At 65.5% G+C, this 24,298-nt stretch carries 20 protein-coding genes; all 20 read left to right on the top strand.

Annotated elements, in window-relative coordinates:
• The first annotated feature begins 105 nt into the window (after positions 1–105).
• The 20 genes from rsmH (at position 106) to dnaE (ending at position 24,255) form a co-directional block, all read left to right on the top strand.
• Positions 106–1,098, top strand: coding sequence for a 16S rRNA (cytosine(1402)-N(4))-methyltransferase RsmH (gene rsmH, locus BMX78_RS17270; RefSeq protein ID WP_091422085.1), 993 nt, complete (start codon positions 106–108; stop codon positions 1,096–1,098).
• Positions 1,095–1,820, top strand: a complete 726-nt coding sequence (gene ftsL, locus BMX78_RS17265; RefSeq protein WP_091421982.1) for a cell division protein FtsL — start codon at positions 1,095–1,097, stop codon at positions 1,818–1,820. Before rsmH ends, ftsL begins: the two co-directional genes overlap by 4 nt.
• Positions 1,821–1,868: 48 nt before the next feature.
• Positions 1,869–3,671, top strand: coding sequence for a peptidoglycan D,D-transpeptidase FtsI family protein (locus tag BMX78_RS17260; RefSeq protein ID WP_091421979.1), 1,803 nt, complete (start codon positions 1,869–1,871; stop codon positions 3,669–3,671).
• A 67-nt stretch (positions 3,672–3,738) separates the two neighbouring features.
• Positions 3,739–5,367, top strand: a complete 1,629-nt coding sequence (locus BMX78_RS17255) for a UDP-N-acetylmuramoyl-L-alanyl-D-glutamate--2,6-diaminopimelate ligase (protein WP_286139098.1) — start codon at positions 3,739–3,741, stop codon at positions 5,365–5,367.
• 6 nt (positions 5,368–5,373) lie between these two features.
• Positions 5,374–6,840, top strand: a complete 1,467-nt coding sequence (locus BMX78_RS17250) for a UDP-N-acetylmuramoyl-tripeptide--D-alanyl-D-alanine ligase (RefSeq protein WP_091421974.1) — start codon at positions 5,374–5,376, stop codon at positions 6,838–6,840.
• On the top strand, positions 6,837–7,946 hold the full coding sequence (mraY, locus tag BMX78_RS17245; RefSeq protein WP_091421972.1) for a phospho-N-acetylmuramoyl-pentapeptide-transferase: 1,110 nt from the start codon (positions 6,837–6,839) through the stop codon (positions 7,944–7,946). The genes BMX78_RS17250 and mraY overlap by 4 nt, the downstream gene beginning before the upstream one ends.
• Positions 7,928–9,499 carry a UDP-N-acetylmuramoyl-L-alanine--D-glutamate ligase gene (gene murD, locus BMX78_RS17240; RefSeq protein WP_170850857.1) on the top strand — a complete coding sequence of 524 codons (1,572 nt, stop codon included), beginning with the start codon at positions 7,928–7,930 and terminating at the stop codon, positions 9,497–9,499. Before mraY ends, murD begins: the two co-directional genes overlap by 19 nt.
• A 2-nt stretch (positions 9,500–9,501) precedes the next feature.
• The gene (gene ftsW / locus BMX78_RS17235) at positions 9,502–10,845 is read left to right on the top strand and encodes a putative lipid II flippase FtsW (protein WP_091421968.1); all 1,344 of its coding nucleotides are present in this window, start codon (positions 9,502–9,504) and stop codon (positions 10,843–10,845) included.
• 6 nt (positions 10,846–10,851) lie between these two features.
• Positions 10,852–11,952, top strand: coding sequence for an undecaprenyldiphospho-muramoylpentapeptide beta-N-acetylglucosaminyltransferase (gene murG, locus BMX78_RS17230; RefSeq protein ID WP_091421966.1), 1,101 nt, complete (start codon positions 10,852–10,854; stop codon positions 11,950–11,952).
• Positions 11,949–13,322, top strand: coding sequence for a UDP-N-acetylmuramate--L-alanine ligase (gene murC / locus BMX78_RS17225; RefSeq protein WP_091421963.1), 1,374 nt, complete (start codon positions 11,949–11,951; stop codon positions 13,320–13,322). The genes murG and murC overlap by 4 nt, the downstream gene beginning before the upstream one ends.
• Positions 13,315–14,334, top strand: coding sequence for a cell division protein FtsQ/DivIB (locus tag BMX78_RS17220; protein ID WP_091421960.1), 1,020 nt, complete (start codon positions 13,315–13,317; stop codon positions 14,332–14,334). The genes murC and BMX78_RS17220 overlap by 8 nt, the downstream gene beginning before the upstream one ends.
• 184 nt (positions 14,335–14,518) lie before the next feature.
• Complete coding sequence (gene ftsZ, locus BMX78_RS17215; RefSeq protein ID WP_091421958.1) at positions 14,519–15,757, top strand: cell division protein FtsZ; 1,239 nt, start codon at positions 14,519–14,521, stop codon at positions 15,755–15,757.
• An 8-nt stretch (positions 15,758–15,765) separates the two neighbouring features.
• Entirely contained in the window at positions 15,766–16,455 is a 690-nt protein-coding gene (locus BMX78_RS17210; protein WP_091421955.1) for a purine nucleoside phosphorylase YfiH/LACC1 family protein, read from the top strand.
• Positions 16,448–17,185, top strand: a complete 738-nt coding sequence (locus BMX78_RS17205; RefSeq protein WP_091421953.1) for a YggS family pyridoxal phosphate-dependent enzyme — start codon at positions 16,448–16,450, stop codon at positions 17,183–17,185. Before BMX78_RS17210 ends, BMX78_RS17205 begins: the two co-directional genes overlap by 8 nt.
• Positions 17,186–17,274: 89 nt before the next feature.
• Positions 17,275–17,805, top strand: a complete 531-nt coding sequence (locus BMX78_RS17200) for a cell division protein SepF (RefSeq protein WP_091421951.1) — start codon at positions 17,275–17,277, stop codon at positions 17,803–17,805.
• 122 nt (positions 17,806–17,927) lie between these two features.
• Positions 17,928–18,215: a YggT family protein gene (locus tag BMX78_RS17195; protein ID WP_091421948.1), complete on the top strand. Its 288-nt coding sequence runs from the start codon at positions 17,928–17,930 to the stop codon at positions 18,213–18,215.
• 177 nt (positions 18,216–18,392) lie between these two features.
• Entirely contained in the window at positions 18,393–19,082 is a 690-nt protein-coding gene (locus tag BMX78_RS17190; protein ID WP_091421945.1) for a DivIVA domain-containing protein, read from the top strand.
• A 91-nt stretch (positions 19,083–19,173) separates the two neighbouring features.
• The gene (lspA, locus tag BMX78_RS17185) at positions 19,174–19,743 is read left to right on the top strand and encodes a signal peptidase II (protein ID WP_091421944.1); all 570 of its coding nucleotides are present in this window, start codon (positions 19,174–19,176) and stop codon (positions 19,741–19,743) included.
• Positions 19,736–20,662 carry an RluA family pseudouridine synthase gene (locus tag BMX78_RS17180; RefSeq protein WP_091421941.1) on the top strand — a complete coding sequence of 309 codons (927 nt, stop codon included), beginning with the start codon at positions 19,736–19,738 and terminating at the stop codon, positions 20,660–20,662. Before lspA ends, BMX78_RS17180 begins: the two co-directional genes overlap by 8 nt.
• A 35-nt stretch (positions 20,663–20,697) precedes the next feature.
• Positions 20,698–24,255, top strand: a complete 3,558-nt coding sequence (gene dnaE, locus BMX78_RS17175) for a DNA polymerase III subunit alpha (protein WP_091421939.1) — start codon at positions 20,698–20,700, stop codon at positions 24,253–24,255.
• Positions 24,256–24,298: the final 43 nt, after the last annotated feature.

The raw sequence follows: 24,298 nt of genomic DNA, 5'->3' as shown, positions 1-24,298 counted from the left end.
ACCTGGCTCAACTTCCCCGGAGCCAGGCGGGCAGGACGGTAGGCGCGGATGGGGATCCGGGTCAAGAAGCATCCAGGTGACAGCGACGGCGAGAAAGGACGAGGCATGAACGATCAACCGAAGCCCACGTCCGAACGCCATGTGCCGGTCCTTCGGGACCGGTGCATCAATTTGTTGGCCCCCGGATTCGAGGCAGCCAGGAGCCGCGGTGAAACTCCGGTGGCCATTGATGCCACCCTGGGCATGGGAGGCCACTCCGAGGCCATGCTGCAGCGCTTCCCCGACCTGCACCTGATTGGGATCGACCGCGATGAGGAAGCCCTTGCCCTGGCCGGTGAACGGCTGAATCCCTTTGCAGCACGGACCGATCTTGTGCATGCCGTCTATGACGAGATCGAAGATGTCCTGGCAGACCTCGGCGTCACGGAAGTGCATGGGATCCTGATGGACCTCGGCGTTTCCTCGCTCCAGCTCGACGAGCGTGAGCGCGGCTTCGCCTACTCCTTCGACGCTCCGCTGGACATGCGGATGGACACCAGCCGCGGCCAGACGGCAGCGGACGTGGTGAATACCTACAGCGAAGAGGAACTGGTCCGGATTATCCGCAAGTGGGGCGAGGAAAAGTTCGCCGGCCGAATCGCCAACAGAATCGTAGCCGCCCGCGCCGCCAAACCATTCACCACCACCGGCGAGCTCGTGGAGCAGATCCGCTCGGTTGTTCCGGCCGGTGCTGCCAAGTCCGGCGGACACCCGGCCAAGCGGACCTTCCAGGCATTGCGGATTGAGGTCAACGAGGAACTCGAAGTGCTGGAACGGGCGGTGCCCGCCGCTGTGGATGCCACGGCACTGGGGGGCCGCATCGTGGTGATGTCCTACCACTCCCTGGAGGACAAGATCGTCAAGGGAGTCTTCCAGGCCCGATCGAAATCCTCCGCTCCGCTTGGCTTCCCGGTGGAGCTGGAGGAACACAAACCCGAACTGAAAACCCTGACCAAAGGCACCGAGGTGCCAACCGCCGTCGAAATCGCCGAAAACCCCCGCGCTGCCTCAGCAAGGCTCCGCGCTGTGGAACGAATCCGAGCCAGGAGAGCTGAATGAGCACCGCTGCCGTGAAGAACTTTCCCGTCGTCTCCGGTACGGCGGCCAAGCACCTCCCTGCCGGTTCACCTGAAGCGCCCCGCCGGAGCCGTACGCCACTCTCCGTGGTCCGGACCGTTCCCCGCAAACGCCGTGCGCCCTTTGTGGTGCTGTGCTTCGGCATGCTCGCCCTGGCGCTGGTCGCCGTGCTGGTGCTGAACATCTCGGTTTCCACGGCCCAGTACCAGTTGGTGGAATTGCGCGCCACGCAGAGCACCCTGACTAAACAGAACCAGGACCTCACCCAGCAGGTCCAGAACTTCGAAGCACCGCAAAACCTTGCCGCGCAGGCCACAAAGCTGGGAATGGTGCCATCCACTGTTAAGGGCCAGATCGACCTGTCCACGCTGTCGGTGACCGGCAAGGCAACGCCGGCCGTCAAGGACGGCCCCGCCGGCGCCGTGATCCCGGCGCCGGCAGTCGCCGGCCAGCTCACCGTGGTGCCCCCGCCCAGCAAGAACGAGCCCCTCGAAGCCCGGAAGCCCGTGGAAGACACCCCGGCGGCCCCGCCTGCTGCTTCCCCTGGCAGCACAACGGGCAGCGCAGCGGGTGCCACGTCCGGCACCCCGGTCGGCGCTGCACCGGACGCAGCAGCCCAGGCGCCGGCAGCCGCGGCAGTGCCCCCCGTGGAACTGCACGGTGGGTCGGTTCCCGCTCCGGAGCAGAAGGTCCCCGGGCAGTAACACGGCAGGTCTGACAGGCAACAAGGTCGAGCAGCAAGGAATATCACGGTGGCGCAGAGGACCGGCAAGGCAAGAAGCAGCAAGGTTCCCAACGCCACCAAACGCCTCCGGCTTGGCCTGGGGATCATGCTCACGCTCCTGCTGGTGGTGGGCGGAAAACTCTTCCTCGTCCAAGGGCTTGACGTGGGGGGAATGGCCGAAGCTGCGCTCAACAGCCGGATGAAGCAGACCGTGCTGCCTGCAGAGCGGGGCAGCATCCTGGACTCCACGGGCACTGTGCTGGCCAACAGCGTGATCCGTTACAACGTGGTGGTGGACCAGCGGGTCAACACCAAAACGGAGAACTTCAAGCGCTTGGAAACCGTGGACGGCAAGGAAAAGCTGGTGGACGTCAGCCGCGACCAGGGCCTGACGGAGCTCGCAGCGGCGCTGGGCATGGAGAAGGACGACATCCGTGACGCCGTCACCGGACAGCAGCCTTATTACATCGTGGCCAAGGACGTGAAGCCCGACATCGAGGACCGCATCTCCAAGCTCCAGATTCCTGGGATCGTTACGGAAGGCGTCAGCAAACGGGTCTATCCCAACGGCTCCGTGGCCGGCGGCATCATCGGCTTCCTGCAGGACGGCACCACCGGCCTGGCCGGTATTGAACAGACCCAGGACGGGCTGCTCAAGGGAACGGACGGCAAACGCCTCTTCGAGATCGGTGCAGACGGACTCCGCATCCCGGTGGGCATGGACGAGCTGACGCCGCCGCAGGACGGCAAGGACGTCAAACTCACCATCAACTCGGACCTGCAGTACTTCGCCCAGCAGGCCATCCAAAGCCAGACTGACAAGCTCAGCGCCGAGTGGGGCGTCATCATCGTGATGGACGTCAAAACCGGAAACCTGGTGGCTATGGCCGATACCAACGCCCCGGATCCCAATGACCCGGGCCGTGTGGCTGCCAAGGACCGCGGCGTCCGTGCGGTCACCGCCGCCTACGAGCCAGGGTCCGTCGAAAAAATGCTCACGGCAGCGGCGCTGATCGAGGAAGGCAAAGCCAACCCCCTCAGCGAGTACACCCTGCCGCCGTCGTACACGGTCAACGGCCAGACCTTCAGCGACTCCTTCTCCCACGGCACCGAAAAGCGCACCCTCGCCGGCATCCTGGGCTACTCCATGAACACCGGCACCGTCATGGCCGGCCAGGAACTGAGCAAGGAACAGCGCTATAACTGGCTGAAGAAGTTCGGCATCGGGGAGGCGCCCGACATTGGACTCCCCGCACCCGCGTCCGGCATCCTCACACCCTGGGAGCAGTGGGACGGGCGCCAGGAATACACCGTCTTGTTCGGGCAGGGCGTTTCTCAGTCCACCCTGCAGACTGTGAGGGCGTTCCAGTCCGTGGCCAACAACGGCGTGATGCTCCAGCCCCGCCTGATCGATTCCTATGTTTCCCCGGACGGTACCGAGGAAAAGGTACCGGCCGCACCGTCCACTCAGGTGGTCTCGGAGCACACGGCCCAGCAGGTCCAGGACATCCTGGAAAGTGCCGTCACCGAAGGCCAGATCAAGGACGCAGGGATCGACGGCTACCGGGTGGGTGCAAAGACGGGCACCTCGGAATCGCCGTGCGACGACGGCAAGTCGGGCTTCTGCGGCTACACCGCCTCCATGGTGGGGATGGCACCGATGGATGATCCGCGGTTTATTGTGGAGGTGGTACTCCAGCGGCCCAAGGGCAGCATCTACGGGATTACCAACGGGCCGGTCTTCCGGTCGGTCATGAGCCAGGCACTGCGGACCTACAACGTCCAGCCGTCCACGGGTGAACCGGCCAGGCTGCCCCAGTTTGCCAAGTAGCAGCCCCGCTTAGAGCACCACTACCGGCCCACCCATGCCGGGCACGACTAGCACCATCGGAGATTCCTTGTCTGAGATCAACCCGCCCGACAACCGCGCCGTCCCGGAGGGACCGGCCGGCCAAGGCCGCTTCCGCCCCTCACGGGTGGAGCCGGTACGGCTGGCAAGCATCGGCGAAGTCATCGATGTTGCAGTTCCTGGCCCGGCAGCTGAAGTGGAAGTCACCGGAATTTCCTTGAACTCACGGACCGTGGAGCCGGGCGACCTGTACGTCGCCCTGCCGGGCGCCACCCGCCATGGCGCAGACTTCGTGCCGCAGGCTGTTGAAGCAGGAGCTGCTGCAGTGCTGACTGACGACGCCGGCGCCAGGCTGCTGGCGCCCGCCGAGACGCCGGTACCCGTGATGATTGTGGAGTCACCACGGAACGTGGTGGGGCCGCTGTCCGCCCTGATCTACCGCAGCCAGTCCGCTGCCGGCCAGCCACAGTTATTTGGCGTCACGGGCACCAACGGGAAGACCACCACCACTTACTTCATCAACTCCTTGCTGCGCGCCCTCGGCCGCAGCACCGGGCTGATCGGCACCATCGAGATCCATGCCGGCGGGGACCCAATTCCCAGCCTCCTCACCACGCCGGAATCCACCGACGTCCATGCACTGCTCGCCCTGATGCGCGAACGCGGGCTTGCAGCCGCCGCGATGGAGGTCTCCTCCCACGCCATCTCCTTCCAGCGTGTGGACGGGGTGCTGTTCGATGTTGCCGGCTTCACCAACCTCACCCAGGACCACCTGGACCTGCACCTGACCATGGAGGATTACTTCGCTACCAAAGCGGAGTTGTTCACCCCTAAGCGCGCCCGGGCGGCGGTAGTAACGGTCGACGACGAATGGGGCCGGCAGCTTGCCGGCAGCACCAGAGTGCCGGTCACCACCCTCAGCACCACCGGGGCGCCAGCGGACTGGACCGTCACGGGAACCGCCCCGCGTGGGCTCGGCACGGACTTCACGCTGGGTGGTCCCGACGGCGCTCAGCTCCGCATCCACACCGGCCTGCCCGGCAGCTTCAACGTGGCCAACGCGGCGCTGGCGGCAGTAATGGTCCTGGCAGCAGGAGTAGACGCGGCAACCTTGCAGGCGGCACTGGACGGGGCCGACCCGTTCACTGTTGCGGTGCCCGGACGGATGCAACTGGTATCAACGGAACCGGCCGCGATCGTTGACTTTGCCCACAACACCGATGCACTGGCCCGGGCCCTGGAAGCGGTACGCTCCCCATCGCCGGACTCCCGCCTCATCGTGGTGTTCGGCGCCACCGGGCAGCGCGACCAGGGCAAACGCCCGGCCATGGGCGCCATCGCCGCCCGGCTTGCCGACGTCGTTATCATCACCGATGACGATCCCCACGACGAAGACCCGGCCGCCATCCGCGCCGATGTCCTGGCCGGAGCCCGCGAAGCCCAGGAAAAAGACTCCCTGCCCTGCGACATCCTGGAAGTTTTCCCGCGTGCCGAAGCCATCCGCCGTGCCGTAGACCTGGCCCGCCCGCAGGACACCATCCTGGTGGCCGGCCGCGGCCACGAGGTGTGGCAGGAAGTCAAAGGCGTCAACCATGCCCTGGACGACAGGGTAGAGCTGCGCAGCGCCTTGACAGCCAGGGGATTCAACGTTCTCCAAGCCGACCGGATAGAGTCCTAGACCGAGATGATTGCTTTTACTGCGGCGGAGATCGCCGAAATCACTAACGGGCGCCTGGACGCCGATCCCGGAATCACGCCCCTTTCGGTGGTGACGGACTCACGCGATGCCACACCTGGATCGCTCTACGTCGCAAAGCCCGGCGAGCATGCTGACGGCCACGACTTTGTGGCCGCGGCGTTTTCGGCCGGTGCCCATCTGGCTTTGCTGGAGCGTCCTGTCGCCGATGCAGACGGGAACGGCTACCCCTCGGTACTCGTTCCGGATGCCGTGCTGGCCATGGGCGCCCTGGCTGCTGAGGCCGTGCGCAGGATCCGAGCCGCCCGCGCCGAACAGGGCAGCGAACTGACAGTTGTGGGAATCACCGGTTCGGCCGGGAAAACCACCACCAAGGACCTCCTCGCCGGAATCCTGTCGACGCAGGGACAAACTGTTGCGCCGCAGGGCTCCTATAACGGCGAGGTGGGCGTGCCGCTCACCGTTTTTCGTGCCGGAACCGATACGCGTTACCTTGTCATTGAGATGGGCGCCACCGGAATCGGTCACATCCGCTACCTCGCGGACATGGTCAGGCCTGATATCGGCGTCGTACTGGCCGTCGGAACCGCCCATGCCGGCGAGTTCGGGGGAGTGGCGAACATTGCCCTGGCCAAGGGTGAGCTGGTGGAGGCGCTTGCTGCTGACGGCACCGCCATTATCAATCTCGACGACGACCGAGTGGCGGCGATGCGCTCACGCACCGAGGCAAAGGTACTCGGGTTTTCCGCGGAAGGCCGCGCCGGCGCGGCCGTGCAGGCACTGAACCCTGACACCAACGCGGACGGCAACCCCGAATTCGATCTCCAGCTTCCGGACGGCGAGGGCGGCCTGCACGTCAGCAGCCGCCTCATCGGCGCGCACCATATGGGCAACCTGCTTGCCGCCGCCGGAGCAGCCTGGGCCGCCGGAGTTCCGGGGCAGGACATCGCGTTCTCCCTCAGCAGCCAGACCGCAGCGAGCCGCTGGCGGATGGAACGCACCGAGCGGGCAGACGGCGTCACGATTATCAATGACGCCTACAACGCCAATCCTGAATCCATGCGCGCTGCGCTGCGGACCCTGGCAGATCTCGGCCGCGGCCGCCGCACCTGGGCGGTGCTGGGCGCCATGCTTGAACTTGGAGACGATTCCATCAGGGAACACACTGCCGTGGGTACCCAGGTGGTGAGGCTGAACATTTCACGCCTGCTGGTGGTGGGCCGGGAAGCCCGTGCCCTCTATGTCTCCGCCGTCCAGGAGGGCTCCTGGGGCGATGAATGCCTCTTCGCGGAAACCGTTGATGAAGCCTACGACGTGCTGAACGCAGAGCTCGAACCGGGCGACCTGGTGCTGTTCAAATCCTCGAACAGCGTGGGACTTCGCCATTTGGGCGATCGGATAGCATTACCCCCACTGACCCCCCAATCCGCCGATGAAAGGAGCACTCTGCTGTGATTGCACTTTTGATCGGCGCCGGCCTGGCCCTCTTGTTCGCCCTGGTGGGGACACCGCTCTTTATCCGGTTGCTGGTGCGCCGCGGCTACGGCCAGTTCATCCGGGATGACGGACCCACCTCGCACCACACCAAGCGCGGCACGCCCACCATGGGCGGGACCGTGGTGGTGGCAGCCGTATTGCTGAGCTACGGACTCACCCACCTCATCATGATGATGGTGAACCCGGACTCCTCCGGCCCTTCCGCATCCGCCCTCATCCTGCTGTTCCTGATGGTGGGGATGGGTCTGGTGGGGTTCCTGGATGACTTCATCAAGATCTCCCGCCAGCGCAGCCTCGGCCTCAATGCCAAGGCAAAGCTGATACTGCAGGGTGCGGTCGGAATCATCTTCGCCGTGCTCGCGCTGAACTTTCCCAACGGCGCCGGCGCCACCCCGGCCTCCACCAAGATTTCGCTGGTCCGTGACCTGCCGTGGCTGGACCTTGCTTTCGGCGGGACCGTCCTGGGGGCCATCCTGTTTGTGGTGTGGTCAAACCTGATCGTCACGGCCGCGACCAACGGCGTCAACCTCACCGACGGCCTCGACGGGCTCGCCGCGGGTGCGTCAGTCATGGTCTTTGGGGCATATACGCTAATGGGCATCTGGCAAAGCAACCAGGCCTGCGGATCGCCGCGGCAGGCGGGCAGCGGCTGCTACTCGGTCCGGGACCCGCTGGACCTTGCCCTGCTGGCGGCCATCATGAGCGCAGCGCTGGTTGGCTTCCTGTGGTGGAACACGTCACCGGCAAAGATCTTTATGGGCGATACCGGATCGCTGGCCATCGGCGGGGCAATCGCCGGCTTCGCCATCCTGTCCCGGACTGAGCTGCTGCTGGGCATCATAGGCGGCCTGTTTGTCCTGATCACCCTGTCCGTCATCATCCAGGTGGGCTACTTCAAGGCCACCGGCGGCAAACGTGTCTTCAAAATGGCACCGCTGCAGCACCACTTCGAACTGAAGGGGTGGGCCGAAGTCACGGTGGTGGTCCGGTTCTGGATCCTCGGCGGGCTTTTTGTGGCCGTGGGCCTGGGCATCTTCTACGCTGAATGGGTTGTGCTGCTGTGACCGTTTCCCCCCGCCTCAAGGACCTCACCAGCTGGGACTCCGACTGGTCCGGCCTCCGCGTTGTAGTGACCGGAATCGGCGTCTCCGGTTTTGCCGCCGCCGATACCCTCATCGAGCTCGGCGCCCGGGTGGTGGTGGTCGACGCCGCCACGTCCGACACCGCCAAAGCCCACGCTGAAACCCTGAAGATCGTTGGCGCAGCCGATGTCCTGCTGGGCGAGGATGCGGTGAGCCGCATCCCGAAGATCGACGGCGAACTGCCAGAGCTGATTGTCACCTCACCGGGCTGGCGCCCGGACCAGGCGCTCCTTGCCGCCGCTGCACGGGCGCACATCCCCGTGTGGGGCGATGTGGAACTCGCCTGGCGGGTACGCGTCCGGGAGGGCCGCAAGACGGCCGACTGGCTCGCGATTACCGGAACGAACGGCAAGACCACCACGGTGGGGCTCACCGAATCCATGCTCCGGGCGGCCGGACTGAAAGCCATCGCCGTGGGCAATGTGGGCACGCCCATCCTCGACGCCCTCCGCGACCCTGTGGAGTACGACGTCTTCGCCGTCGAACTCTCCAGCTTCCAGCTGCACTGGGCGCAATCCCTGTCCCCGGTGGCCAGTGTGTGCCTGAACGTGGCCGAGGACCACGTGGACTGGCACGGCTCCTACGATTCCTACCTGGCGGACAAGGCCAAGGTCTACGAGCAGACCCAGAAGGCCTGCATCTACAACGCCGAGCAGATTGAAACCGAGCGCATGGTGGAAAACGCCGACGTCGTGGAAGGCTGCCGAGCCGTCGGTTTCACCACCGTCACTCCAGCCATCAGCATGCTCGGCGTGGTGGAAGGCCTCCTGGTGGACCGCGCGTTCATCGCCGAGCGCAAGGACAGTGCGGCAGAACTTGCCTCTATGGGCGACCTCGGTGCCTTCGCACCCCGCCACATGGTGGCCAATGCCCTGGCTGCGGCAGGACTGGTACGCGCCTACGGTGTTGACGCCCAGGCGGTGCGCAAGGGAATCCAGGACTACATCCCGGGTGACCACCGCATCCAGCCCGTGGCCCGCCACAACGGCGTGCTGTGGGTTAACGACTCCAAAGCCACCAACCCGCATGCGGCCTCCGCCTCGCTGGCCACCTTCAGCAATGTCATCTGGATTGCCGGCGGCCTGTCCAAGGGGGTCACCTACGATGACCTCATCCGCGAGCATGCCCAACGGCTCAAAGCCGTGGTGCTCATCGGAAGCGATACCGCTGACCTCCGCGATGCCCTCCAGCGACACGCGCCGGATGTCCCGGTGATCATCCCGGGCACGGGTGAAACTGAAGAGGTGCAGACTGCCGCAACAGCCGGCCCCGGCCAGGCCGGACCCTCCGGTGAAACGGTGATGGCCAATGCCGTTGCGTCAGCAGCACAGGTCGCTGAATCCGGCGATACTGTGCTGATGGCTCCGGCAGCTGCTTCCATGGATCAGTTCTCTTCCTATGCTCACCGTGGTGACACTTTCATCGAAGCTGTCCGCGAGCTGGTGGAAGGGCAGGCCCAGACCGGCGAGGAGTAACAATGGTCAGCACGCCCACCCGGCCGCAGCCAGACAAACGGCAGGCGGGTAAGCCAGGCTCCGGCTCCTCGGCAGCACCGGCGCAACGCCCGGCTTCCGTCCCTGTCCGCATCAAGGCGGCCTACCGGAAATTCTGGTCGGCACTGGAAGGCACGGGAACCTCCAAGAACGGTTCCACGTACTACCTCATTCTTGGCTCAACCCTTGCACTGACAGCGATCGGGATCATGATGGTGCTCTCCGCCTCCAGCGTGGAGTCCATTGCGGCCGGCAAGTCGCCTTACGGTGATGCGCTGAAGCAGGGTGTGTTTGCCGCGATCGGCATCTTCACCATGTTTGTGCTGTCCCGCATCAACGTGGTGTGGCTCAAACGGCTCGCCTGGCTCGCGATCATCGCCGCAGTGGTCCTGCTGGGCCTGGTCCAGGTTGTGGGCGCGGAGGTCAACGGCAACAAAAACTGGATCGACCTCGGCGGCATCACCTTCCAGCCGTCCGAAGCGTCCAAGCTGGCACTCGCACTGTGGATGGCCACCGTCCTGGCCAGGAAAGGCCGCCTGATCAGCCGCTGGCAGCACGTGGCGATTCCTGCCGTCCCCATGGCGATCATCATTGTTGGCCTGGTCCTGGTGGGCAACGACCTCGGAACCGCCATGATCATCATGATGATTACGGCCGCCGCGCTGTTCTTTGCCGGGGCGCCCCTGTATCTCTTCGGCATCGCAGGCCTGGTGGCCGCCGCCGGTACGGCCGTTATGGCCGTCACCAGCTCAAACCGCATGTGCCGCATCACCTCCTGGTGGACCGGACAGTCCTGCGCGGACGGGATCGATGCCAACTACCAGTCAACAAACGGCCTGTATGGACTCGCGTCCGGAGGCTGGTTCGGAGTGGGACTGGGGCAAAGCCGGCAAAAGTACAGCTGGATCCCCGAAGCCCACAACGACTTCATCTTCGCCATCATCGGCGAGGAACTCGGCCTGGTTGGCACCGTCGTCGTCCTGATCCTTTTCGCCATCCTGGGAGCCGCCATCTACCGCGTGGTGGTGGCACAGGAGGACATGTTCCACCGCGTGCTGGCCGGCACCATCATGGTGTGGCTGCTGGGCCAGGCCACGGTCAACATGTCGGTGGTGACCGGACTGATGCCCGTCATCGGAGTGCCGCTGCCCTTCATCTCCTACGGCGGGTCGGCGCTGCTGATGTCCCTCTGCGCCATCGGAGTGGTGCTCTCGCTGGCCCGGGAGCAGATGGCGCCGGCCATCCGGCCCAAACGGATGCTGAAGTTCAAGGCCAAACCGGGGCGGGCCACCGCCGCCGCCAAGAAGACTGCAAGAAAGCGTGCCTGACACCAGATGACCTCCACTAATCCATCCATCGTCCTCGCGGGCGGCGGAACCGCAGGCCACATCAGTCCACTCCTGGCCATCGCGGCAGCCATCCGGGATGCCGCCCCCGGAGCCGCGATCCTCGCCGTCGGCACGCCCGCCGGAATGGAAACCAGGCTGGTTCCCGCCGCCGGCGTTGAGCTGGCCACGATTGACCGTGTTCCCTTCCCCCGAAAGCCTTCCGCCGACCTCCTACGCCTGCCCGGCCGCCTTGCCGGTGCCGTCCGGCAGGCCGGCATCATCCTGGACAACGCGGCTGCCGATGTCCTGGTGGGTGTGGGGGGATACGTGTGCACTCCCATGTACCTGGCCGCACGGAAGCGCGGCATTCCGATCGTGATCCACGAGGCCAACATCCGTCCCGGCCTTGCCAACCGGGTAGGGACGCTCTTCACCAAGCGCGTTGCCGTGGCCTTCGACACCACCCCGCTGCGGGGCGCCGTGCACGTCGGCATGCCCATGCGTAGGGAAATCTCTCATCTGGACCGGGGAGCGGCGCGCGCCTCAGCCCGGGAAACACTGGGACTGGACCCCGCTAAACCCACACTGATCGTCACCGGCGGATCCTCGGGGGCGCAGAGCATCAACAGGACCATCTCCGGCGCCCTCGGGCAGTTGGCCGAGGCCGGCATCCAGACCCTGCACGTCACCGGCCGCGGCAAGTCGGTCCTGGACGACAGCGGCAGGCCACTGGCTGCCGACGGTTACCGGCAGGTGGAATACATCGATGGCATGGAGCTCGCCTACTCCGCGGCCGACGTCCTGCTGGCCCGCTCCGGTGCCGCCACCGTCTGTGAAGTTGCCGCCGCCGGCGTGCCGGCCGTCCTGGTTCCGCTGCCCATCGGCAACGGCGAACAGGCGCTGAATGCCGCCGGACTCGTGGCCGCCGGGGGAGCCCTGCTGGTGGCTGACCGCGACTTCACGCCCGATTGGGTGGGCCGGGAACTCATCCCGCTGGTCACCGACGGGTCACGGCTTGCCACCATGGCAGCAAACTCCTACCGGCTTGGTATTCGAAACGCCGATCAGCGCATGGCTGGTCTTGTCCTGGAAGCGGTATCGACATGAGTCACGGCATCCCCACCCTGGCCTCACTGGGCCGGGTCCACTTTGTTGGGATCGGCGGAGTGGGCATGTCCGCCGTCGCCCGGATCATGGTGGCCCGCGGCGTTCCCGTCAGCGGCTCTGATGCCAAGGACCTGCCCGTGATGGCGGACCTCGCGGCCGCCGGAGCGCGCATCGCCGTCGGCTATGACGCCGCCAACCTGGCCGATGCCCAGACCGTGGTGGCCGGTTCCGCCATCCGCGCCGACAATCCGGAGCTGGTGGCAGCCAGGGCAGCAGGCCTGCCGGTGCTGCACCGCTCCCAGGCCCTCGCCGCGACCATGGGGGAGGACGCGGTGGTGACCGTAGCCGGAACGCACGGCAAGTCCACCACCACCTCCATGGTGGCCGTCCTGCTGCAGGGCGCCGGGCTTGATCCTTCATTCGCCATCGGTGCCAACGTCCCGGCGCTCGGTGTCAACGCCGCCCACGGAACGTCCGGGATCTTTGTGGCCGAGGCGGACGAATCGGACGGTTCATTCCTGAACTACCGGCCGAAAATCGCCGTGGTCACCAACGTGGAGCCGGACCACCTGGACTACTACGGCACGGCCGAGGCCGTCTACGAATCCTTTGACCGGTTCACGGCCCTGCTCCCGGCCGACGGCGTCCTGGTTGCCTGTGCGGACGACCCCGGCGCCTTGGCCCTGGCGGTGCGCACGCGGGAGCGCGGCAACACCCGCGTGCTCCTTTACGGCACCGGCGCGGAAGCCGAGCTGAAACTGCACGACGGCGGCCCGGGCGACGTTGCCGTGTCCACGCTGTCCGGCCGGTTCCCGCTTGAGCTGCAGGTGCCGGGCCGGCACAACGCCCTGAACGCGGCCGCCGCTTTTGCCGTTGCACTGGAGCTGGGAGTGGAGCCGGCCGTGGCAGCCGCCGCCCTGGCGCAGTTCTCCGGGGCTGCACGGCGCTTCGAGCTGAAAGGCCAGGCGCGCGGCGTCCGCGTCTTCGACGACTACGCCCACCATCCCACCGAAGTCCGCGCGGCCCTGGCCGCGGCCCGGTCCGTGGCGGGGGACAACAAGGTCCATGTGCTCTTCCAGCCCCACCTTTTCTCACGGACCCGGGAATTCGCCAAGGAGTTCGCCGAGGCCCTGAACCTCGCCGATACTGCCTGGGTGCTGGACATCTACCCCGCACGCGAGGATCCGATTCCGGGCGTCACCAGCCAGCTCATCGCGGACTACCTGGACGACGGCGGGCGGCTGGTTCCAGCCGCCGACGCCGTGGCGGCCCTTACCGGCGCCGCTGCTGAGGGCGACATCATCCTCACGGCAGGTGCCGGTGACGTGACGGCTTACGGTCCGCAGATCGTAGAGGCCCTGCGTGCCTAGTTCCCGCCGTCCTACCTATACGTCCGCCGGCCGACGGCCTGGGAAGGCCGACGAACGGCCCGGCCAGGCAGACCCCGACGCGACGGGCAGCCAGGACGTTATCTCGGCGTCGCGGCCTGTCCCGGAGCACGCGCCTCAGCCCGCGCCGCAGCCCTCCCAAAAGGCCGGAAAAGCAGGCAAAGCAGGCTTCGGCGCACGGGTAAAGGACCGACTGACAAAGGACGGGCCGGCAACGGGCGCGCCCGCCCGGGACGCTGCGGGCGGGAACGTACAGGCTTCCGACCGGGCAGGGAAGGTCCTGGCTTTTCCCGAGCCCAAGGGGAAGCGGCGGAAGAGGAACATCCTCGTAGTGGCAGCCATCCTGGTTGCCGTGGTGGCCGGGCTTATTGCCGCCGCAGTTTTTACCCCCGCCCTGGCTGTACGGACCATCTCCGTGTCCGGGACGCACCTGTTGACCCCTGCCCAGGTGGAAGCCGCGCTGGAACCACTCCACGGCAAGCCGCTGCCGCAGGTCACCGACGAGGAAGTAGGGCGCCTCCTGGAACCCCTGGTCCAGGTGAAGTCCGTCTCGGCAGAAGCGCGTCCGCCGTCGGGCCTTGCCGTAGCCGTCCGCGAACGCGTTCCTGTGGCGCTGGTCAAGCAGGGGGAGCAGTACCAGCTGGTTGACGTGGAAGGCGTCCAGCTGGCATCAACGGACGACCCCGCGTCGGTCTCGCTGCCTGTCATTGACGGCGGTGCAGGTACCATCGGGAAGGACCTTTTCCGGGCTACCGCCCAGGTGCTGGGCGCCTTGCCGCCGGATGTGCTGGCCAAGCTCTCCAACGCCTCGGCCCAGTCCGTGGACGCGGTGGAACTCAAGCTGGTAGACGGCCAGACCATCGTTTGGGGCAACGCCGGCGAGAAGGAACTCAAAGCCAGGGTGCTGGCCGCCCTGCTCAAGGCTCCGGTGGATCCAAAGCACCCCGTCAAGGTGTACGACGTCAGTGTGCCCCGGCACCCGGTGACCCGCTGACACGCTTTCTTTCCGGTATTAATCCGACACGCGGAGCCGGTTATTGAATGTGTGAACCAGAGGAAATACCGTCACAGACATGAGTTACTTGACATAACTATAACCTTCAACTCGAAGGTTAAGGTTGCAGGCATTAAGCTCTTCATCAGATTTAGCAATAAGACACGAACAAGGGACACGTAACGTGGCAGCTCCGCAGAATTACTTGGCCGTCATCAAAGTCGTCGGCATCGGCGGCGGTGGCGTGAACGCAGTCAACCGCATGATCGAGGTCGGCCTCCGAGGTGTTGAATTCATCGCCATCAACACCGACGCCCAGGCCCTGCTGATGAGCGATGCCGACGTCAAGCTTGACGTGGGGCGCGAGCTGACCCGCGGCCTTGGTGCGGGTGCCAACCCCGAGGTGGGCAAGCAGGCTGCGGAGGACCACGCCGACGAGATCGAGGAAGTCCTGCGTGGTGCCGATATGGTGTTCGTCACCGCAGGCGAAGGTGGCGGAACCGGCACCGGCGGCGCTCCGGTCGTCGCCCGCATCGCCCGTTCCCTGGGTGCCCTGACCATCGGTGTGGTCACCCGCCCGTTCACCTTCGAAGGCCGCCGGCGTGCCGGTTCCGCCGAAGCCGGCATCGACGCCCTGCGCGACGAAGTGGACACCCTGATCGTGATCCCCAACGACCGCCTCCTGTCCATCAGCGACCGCAATGTCTCCGTCCTGGATGCTTTCCGTTCCGCTGACCAGGTGCTGCTCTCCGGCGTCCAGGGCATCACCGACCTCATCACCACCCCCGGCCTGATCAACCTTGACTTTGCCGACGTCAAGTCCGTCATGCAGGGCGCCGGTTCGGCGCTGATGGGCATCGGCTCCGCCCGTGGCGAAGACCGCGCCGTCAAGGCAGCCGAGCTCGCCATCGCCTCGCCGCTGCTGGAAGCCTCCATCGACGGCGCGCACGGCGTGCTGCTGTCCATCCAGGGTGGGTCGGACCTTGGCCTCTTCGAGATCAACGAAGCTGCACGCCTGGTCCAGGAGGTGGCACACCCGGAGGCCAACATCATCTTCGGCGCCGTCATCGACGACGCCCTGGGCGACGAAGCCCGAGTCACGGTCATCGCCGCCGGGTTCGACGACGTCAAGGCCACCTCGCCCTCGATGGACCAGTCCCAGGTCCAGGCCGCTCCCCAGCGGCCGGCCGTTCCCGCAACTGCTCCGGCGCCGGCCCAGGCACCTTCCGCAGGCAGCCACCAGGCCAGCGTCCAGCCCATCCACGCGGGAGTCGGTGCAGCAGGACTCAGCAACTGGGGCCAGCAGCGGCCGTCAGCTGTTCCGGCTGACTCAGGCTTCGACGTCGACCTCCCCTCCGTGGTGGAGCCGGACCTCACCGGCAGCCACTCGGATGACCTGGATGTCCCCGACTTCCTGAAGTAGGGGCCGGCTTGTTCCAGTGGCGCGCCCAAGTCCGGCCCGGCGTCTCCATCGCCTTTACCAACGCTGACGCCGGAAACCTGGCACTGCATGTCGGTGATGATCCTGACGAGGTCGGCCGGCGGCGCGGGGACCTGGAACGGGCCATCGGCGTAGCGCCCCAGGGGCTGCGGTTCATGAACCAGGTGCACGGCAACACGGTGACGGTCATGGACCAGGACACCGCCGCGCCGGAAGCTGACGCCATGGTTTCGCGCGGTGTCCCGCTGGCGGTGATGGTTGCGGACTGCATTCCTGTCCTGCTCGCCGGGGAGTCGCCGGACGGGCCAGTCCTCGCCGCGGTCCATGCCGGCCGTCCCGGCATTGCCAACGGGGTGATTCCGGCGGCCGTGGACAGGATGAAGTCCGTTGGTGCCGTCGGCATCCGCGCATGGCTGGGACCTTCGATCTGCGGCAACTGCTACGAGGTGCCCGCCGGGCTGCAGGACGAGGTTTCCGCCGTCGTCCCCGCTGCACGTACCACCACGTCCTGGGGCACTCTCGGCCTGGACCTGCCGGCCGGTGCCCGCAGCCAGCTGGACCAGGCAGGCGTCAGTGTTGAATACAGCGGCCCCTGCACCCTGGAGACGCCATCCCAGTTCTCCTACCGCCGGAACAGCAACACGGGCCGCTTCGCGGGCCTGATCTGGTGCCATGACTGAGGCCTCGGCTGGCGGCGACCCCCGTTCCCGGGAGCTCGGAACGCGGCTGGCCGCCGTACGGCAGCGCATCGGGACGGCAGCGGCCGCCGCAGGCCGGGAAGGAAACCTTCCCACCCTGATTGTGGTGACGAAGTTCCACCCTGCCGACGACATCAGACGGCTCGCGGCGCTGGGTGTCACCGACGTCGGCGAGAACCGCGACCAGGAGGCGTCGGCGAAGGCGCTTGAACTGGCGGACTGCGGCCTTACCTGGCACTTCGTTGGCCAGCTGCAAAGCAAGAAGGCCAAATCGGTGCTCCGGTACGCCGCCGCCGTGCACTCCGTGGACCGGCCCCAGCTCGTGGACGCGCTGGCCAGGGCTGCACAGGCCGAGCGCGACGCCTCAGGGCGGGCGCCGCTGGACTGTTTCATCCAGGTCAGCCTGGAGGACGACGCCGGAGCACACCGCGGCGGCGCCGTTCCTGAAGACGTGCTGCCGCTGGCTGAACGGATAGCAGTCTCCGCAGGCCTCGAATTGGCCGGGGTCATGGCCGTGGCGCCGCTGGGCGCCCCGCCGGAAGCCGCCTTCGAAAAACTCGCCCGTGTCTCGGCCCGGCTGGTCACGGAGCATCCCGCCGCCACAGCCATTTCCGCCGGCATGAGCCAGGACCTGGAAGCGGCCATCGCTTTCGGAGCGACACACCTGAGAATCGGCTCCGATATTCTCGGATCGCGTCCCGCCGTGGGGTAGCGTCGGTGCTATTGGAAGTGATGGGCGGGGGACTCCAGTGCTGTCAAGCCATTGGGCGGCCCGCTTACGGACACGATTAGGAGTCGACCATGGCCGGCGCTCTGCGCAAGACAATGATCTATCTTGGGCTCGCCGACGGCGATGAACACTACGAGTCCGAGCAACAGACCACACGTAAGGATGAGGACGAAACGATGGAAGTTGACCGCGAGGAGCGCCGTGCCCCTGCACCCGTCCGCGAGGTCAGCCGCGAATCGTCCTACACCCCCGAAGAGGAATACCGCGCCCCAGTGACCCCCATCAAGCGCGCGGCCTCGAGCCGCGAGGAGGCCACCGGTCTCCGCCAGATCACCACTATCCACCCGCGTTCCTACAACGATGCCAAACTCATCGGCGAAAGCTTCCGTGATGGCATCCCCGTGATCATGAACGTAACGGACATGGGCGAGGCTGACGCCAAGCGCCTGGTGGACTTCTCTGCCGGCCTTGTTTTTGGCCTCCGCGGAAGCATTGAGCGGGTGACCAATAAGGTCTTCCTGCTCTCGCCGTCCTACGTTGAGGTCATCGGCGACGACAAAAAGGCCAGTGAAACTACGGCCAGCTTCTTCAACCAAAGCTGAGCAGCAGGCTGACACAGATGCCAGGCAGGGACACACCTGCCTGGCATCTGTGCTGAAATAGACGAGACACATCCGCAGTGCACCGCGGTATCCACAAGGGACATGGAGATATGAAGTAAGTCATGGGAATTATTTTCGGGCTTGTCTATCTCGCACTCCTGCTGTTCTTTGTCGCCCTGATCATTCGCCTGGTGTTTGACTGGGTCCAGATGTTTGCCCGGGAATGGCGTCCCCGGGGAGCCGCCCTGGTGGCGGCGCACGCCGTGTACTCCATCACCGATCCGCCGCTGAACGGACTGCGGCGGCTGATCCCGCCGCTGCGCCTGGGCGGCATCTCGCTGGACCTGGGCTTCCTGGTCCTGTTCATTGGAGTCAGTATTGCCATGGGGATCACCAGAAGCCTCGCTTGATTTACCGGATAGACCTGCAGGGCAGGGATGGAACCCGCCGGGAACCACGAATGCCATGTGAAGAAAAACTCGTGTTTGACACCGCAGTGTTGAATTAGAGGAACAAGACCAACTTTAGGTACCGTAGTTTTGACGGCCGGAAGGCCTACTGACTACTTAGACCAGTGAGGTGACCAGATGGCTTTGACGCCAGAAGACGTTGTCAACAAGCGCTTTCAGCCGACCAAGTTCCGCGAAGGCTACGACCAGGACGAGGTTGATGACTTCCTGGACGAAATCGTCGTCGAACTCCGCCGCCTGAACCAGGAAAACGACGAACTTCGCAAGAAGCTCGCCGAAGCCGGTTCCAGCGTTCCCGCCAGCACCGTTGCCGCACCCGTGGTGGAGAAGGTTCCCGCGCCCGTCAAGTCCGACAAGGACGAAGCCCGCGAGAAGGCCGAAGCAGAAGCCAAGGCCGCCGAAGAGCGCAAGAAGAAGGACGTCCAGCAGGCTGCCCCGGCAGCTGCCGCTCCTGTTGCCGCCGCACCGGCTGCCGCCACGGCTTCGGCCGAATCGGCTGCCGGCCTGCTCGCCATGGCCCAGCAGATGCACGACCGCCACGTTGCAGACGGCCAGGCGCAGAAGGACAAGATCATCGCCGAGGCGCAGATCGAAGCCAGCAGCCTGGTCAACGACGCACAGGAGAAGTCCCGCAAGATTCTCGGCGCCCTGGAGCAGCAGCGTTCAGTGCTCGAGCGCAAGGTGGAGCAGCTGCGCGGCTTCGAGCGTGACTACCGTTCACGCCTGAAGGCCTACATCGAAGGCCAGCTGCGAGACCTCGATGCCCGCGGTTCAGTGGCTACGCCGGAAGTCAGCGAAGCCAACTAGTCTGTCAAGCACGTATTCTGAAAGCCGGTGGCTGAGGATTCCTCGGCCACCGGCTTTTGGCATTGACACCGGTTTTACGAATGAAAGCACCATGACTGACGAACTTGCCGCCGACGCCGCACGCCCTGTACCGCCCTCGCCACGGCCCCGCCGCGCCGTGCTGCTGTCCCTCTTTGCGGGGTTCGCAGTTTTTGCCTATGTCCTGGACCAGCTGACCAAGCTCTGGGTCACCTCCTCCATGGTGGAAGGGGAGCGGATCCCGGTACTGCCGCCCGTGCTGCACTGGTACTTCATCCGGAACTCGGGGGCGGCGTTTTCCATCGGCGAAAACGTCACCTGGGTGTTCTCCATCATCATGGCCGCGGTGGCAATTGCCATCCTGTTCCAGGTCCGCAAGCTCGACTCCATCTGGTGGTCCCTCGCGCTGGGCCTGCTGCTGGGCGGCGCGCTGGGCAATCTGACCGACAGGCTCTTCCGGGAACCGTCCTTCGGCATGGGCCACGTGGTCGACTTCATCCAACTGCCGAACTTCGCGATCTTCAATATCGCCGACTCAGCGGTGGTGTCCGCCGTCGCGGTCATCTGCATCCTCACGCTGCGCGGCATCTCCATCGATGGAACCCGGCTGACGGCCGGCAAGGAAAAGTCCGCCGATGCTTGAGCGCGTTGTCGTCGCCGAACAGTTTGGCGGCACCCGCGCTGATGCGGGGGTCGCCGCGCTCCTGGGGATTTCGCGCTCCCTGGCGGCAACCCTGATCGCCGAGGGCCATATCCTCAGCAAAGGCAAAGCATTGGGCAAATCGGCCAAACTGGTGGCCGGAGACGTCCTCCAGGTGAGCCTGCCGGAACGGCGTGACCCCCTGGAAGTCGTGGAGGAAGTTGTGGAAGGCCTGAAGATCCTGCTGGACGACGACGATTTTGTCGTCGTTGATAAACCCGTGGGCGTAGCTGCCCATCCCTCCCCGGGCTGGGTGGGGCCCACCGTTGTGGGCGGCCTTGCCGGGGCCGGATACCGCATCTCCACGTCAGGGGCGCCGGAGCGTGCCGGCATTGTCCACCGGCTCGACGTCGGCACATCGGGAGCCATGGTGGTGGCCAAGTCCGAGCGCGCGTACACAGCCCTGAAGCGGGCGTTCAAGGAGCGTACCGTGGACAAGGTCTACCACGCCGTGGTGCAGGGCCTGCCTGATCCGCTGGTGGGCACCATCGACGCTCCCATCGGCAGGCACCCCGGCCATGACTGGCGGTTCGCCGTCATCGAGGACGGGCGGCCGTCCGTCACGCACTACGAAGTGGTGGAAGCCTTCGGCAAGGCAAGCCTGGTGGAAGTACACCTGGAAACCGGCCGCACCCACCAGATCCGGGTTCACTTTTCCGCACTGCGCCACCCCTGCGCCGGTGACCTCACCTACGGTGCCGACCCCCGGCTCGCGGCCACATTGGGGCTGACCCGCCAGTGGCTGCATGCCCGCGAACTCGGCTTTGAGCATCCCGTCACGGGGGAGTCGGTGCGTGTTGTCAGCGACTACCCGCAGGACCTGGCGTTTGCCCTGGAAGTGCTGGAGTCAGGGCGGGCCTGACGGACCCCTGCCCGGCCGGCGCTTAGAATAGTGCGGTGACTTCCAGCAATGATTCGTTCGTCCACCTGCACACCCACACCGAGTACTCCATGCTGGATGGAGCGGCCCGCCTGGGTGAGCTGTTCGATGAAACCGAACGCCTCGGCATGCCGGCACTTGCCACTACAGACCACGGTTACCTCTTCGGCGCCTTCGATTTCTGGCGCAAGGCCACGGACAAGGGCATCAAGCCCATCATCGGCGTCGAAGCCTATGTAACACCGGGTACCGCCCGCACAGACAAGGGACGCGTGCGCTGGGGCGAGGAGTCCCAGCGCAAGGACGACGTCTCCGGCGGCGGCTCGTATACCCACATGACCCTGCTCAGCTACAACAACGTGGGGATGCGGAACCTCTTCCGCGCCTCATCCATCGCTTCACTGGACTCCGTCTTCGGCAAGTGGCCCCGCCTGGACCGGGAACTGCTCAACACCTATTCCGAGGGCCTGATAGCCACCACGGGATGCCCGTCCGGGGAAGTGCAGACCCGCCTGCGGCTGGGCCAGTACCGCGAAGCGCTGGAGGCCGCCGCGGAGTTCCGCGACATCTTCGGTGCCGACAACTACTTCTGTGAGCTGATGGACCACGGCCTGGACATCGAGCGGCGCGTCACCGGTGACCTGCTGCGGCTGGCCAAGGAACTGAACCTTCCCCTCGTGGCCACCAACGACCTCCACTACACGCACGAGCACGACGCCAAGGCACACGAGGCCCTCCTGGCCATCCAGTCCGGCTCAACCCTCCTGGAGCCCACCTACGATAACGGCGGCTCCCGGTTCGCCTTCTCCGGCAGCGGCTACTACCTGAAATCGCCGCAGGAGATGCGGGAGCTTTTCCGCGACCACCCGGACGCCTGCGACAACACCCTGCTCATCGCCGAGCGCTGTGAAGTGTCCTTTAATACGGACGCCAACTACATGCCGCGCTTTCCGTGCCCGCCGGGGGAGGACGAGACCTCCTGGCTGGTGAAGGAAGTGGATAAGGGGCTGCAGTACCGGTATCCGGCCGGAATCCCGGACGAGGTCCGCAAACAGGCCGACTATGAACTGGGCGTCATCACCTCGATGGGCTTCCCGGGCTACTTCCTGGTGGTGGCCGACTTCATCAACTGGGCCAAGAACAACGGCATCCGCGTGGGTCCCGGCCGTGGTTCCGGTGCCGGTTCCATGGTGGCGTACGCCATGCGCATCACTGACCTGGACCCGCTGCGCCACGGCCTGATCTTCGAGCGCTTCCTCAACCCCGACCGCGTCTCAATGCCCGACTTCGACGTCGACTTCGATGACCGCCGCCGCTCCGAGGTCATCGACTACGTGACCCGGAAATACGGTGACGAGCGCGTTGCGATGATCGTCACGTACGGCACCATCAAGACCAAACAGGCGCTCAAGGACTCCTCGCGCGTGCTGGGCTACCCCTTCAGCATGGGCGAGCAGCTGACCAAGGCGCTGCCGCCGGCAGTGATGGCCAAGGACATCCCCCTCGCGGACATCCAGAACCCGGAGGCGAAGCGCTACGGCGAGGCCGGGGACTTCCGGCAGCTGATCAGCACCGATCCGGAAGCCGCCAAGGTGTTCGAGACAGCACTCGGCATCGAGGGGCTGAAACGCCAGTGGGGCGTCCACGCCGCCGGTGTGATCATGTCCTCGGACCCGATCATCGACGTCATTCCGATCATGCGCCGTTTCCAGGACGGCCAGGTGATCACCCAGTTCGACTACCCGACGTCCGAGGGCCTGGGCCTGATCAAGATGGACTTCCTGGGCCTGCGGAACCTGACGATCATTTCCGACGCCCTCGAGAACATCAAGATGAACCGCGGCATCGACCTCGACCTGGAAAACCTCGAGCTCGATGATGCGCCATCCTACGAGCTGCTGGCACGCGGCGACACCCTGGGTGTCTTCCAGCTCGACGGCGGCCCCATGCGGTCGCTGCTCAAGCTGATGAAGCCTGACAACTTCGAAGACATCTCCGCCGTCCTGGCGCTCTACCGGCCGGGCCCCATGGGCGCCAACGCCCACACGGACTACGCACTGCGCAAAAACGGGATCCAGGAAGTCATCCCCATCCACCCGGAACTGGAGGAACCCCTCAAGGAGATCCTCGGCGGAACCTACGGCCTGATCGTGTATCAGGAGCAGGTGATGGCCGTGGCGCAGAAGCTGGCCGGGTACTCGCTGGGCCAGGCAGACATCCTCCGCCGGGCCATGGGCAAAAAGAAGAAATCCGAGCTGGACAAGCAGTTCGCCGGCTTCTCCCAGGGCATGCAGGACAACGGCTACTCCATGGAGGCCGTGAAGACCCTGTGGGACATCCTGCTGCCCTTCTCCGACTACGCCTTCAACAAGGCCCACTCGGCCGCGTACGGCGTGATCTCCTACTGGACCGCGTACCTCAAGGCCCACTACGCCCCTGAGTACATGGCGGCGCTGCTCACGTCCGTGGGCGATGACAAGGACAAGTCCGCGATTTACCTGAACGAATGCCGGCGCATGGGCATCACCGTGCTCCCGCCGGACGTCAATGAGTCCGCCCTGAACTTCACCCCCGTAGGCAACGACATCCGCTTCGGCATGGGCGCCATCCGCAACGTCGGCGTCAACGCGGTGGAAGCCATGGTGGCGGCCCGGGAGAGCGAGGGCGCCTTTACCTCCTTCAAGGACTACCTGATGAAGGTCCCGGCCGTGGTGTGCAACAAGCGCACCATTGAGTCGCTGATCAAGTCCGGCGCCTTCGATTCGCTGGGCCACCACCGGCGCGCCCTGGCCATGATCCACGAAGAAGCCATCGACTCGGTCATCACGCTAAAGCGGAACGAAGCGATCGGCCAGTTCGACCTCTTCGCCGGCTTTGAGGAAGCCGAGTCGGAATCGTCGCTGAGCATCGAAATCCCCGACCTGCCTGAATGGGAGAAGAAGGACAAACTCTCCTTTGAGCGGGACATGCTGGGCCTGTACGTCTCGGACCACCCCCTGCAGGGCCTCGAGGGGGTGCTCAGCCAGCATGCCGAAATGAGCATCACGTCAGTCCTGGGTGAAGACGGGCCGCAGGATGGTGCCATCATCACCATCGCCGGCATGATCACATCCCTGAGCCGGCGCATCGCCAAGGCCAGCGGAAACGCCTACGCGCGGGCGGAGGTGGAGGACCTTGGCGGCTCGATGGAAGTGATGTTCTTCGGCCAGGTCTATGGACCAATTGCCTCAGTATTGGCCGAGGACCTGATCGTGGTGGTCAAGGGGCGCCTGCAAAAGCGCGACGACGGCGCGATCACCTTGAACTGCATGGAGCTTTCCGTCCCGGACCTCAGCGAAGGGCTGGGCGGACCGCTGGTGATCACCATGCCCACGCACAAGGCCACGGAGGCCGTGGTCACGGAGCTTGGCGACGTTCTCCGGACCCACCGCGGCAACTCGGAAGTGCGCCTGCACCTGCAGGGCGATACCCGCACGGAGATCATGGGCCTGCCGGTCCACCTCCGGGTGAACCCCAGTCCGTCCCTGTTTGGTGACTTGAAGGTCCTGCTGGGCCCGGCCTGCCTGGACGCCTGAGAGCACTGGTCGCCTGAGAGCAGCGGACGACGGCGGGCGGTGC

The sequence above is a fragment of the Arthrobacter sp. OV608 genome, assembly GCA_900110595.1.
Classification (GTDB): Bacteria; Actinomycetota; Actinomycetes; order Actinomycetales; family Micrococcaceae; genus Arthrobacter.
This window is presented reverse-complemented; position numbering and strand designations above follow the sequence as displayed.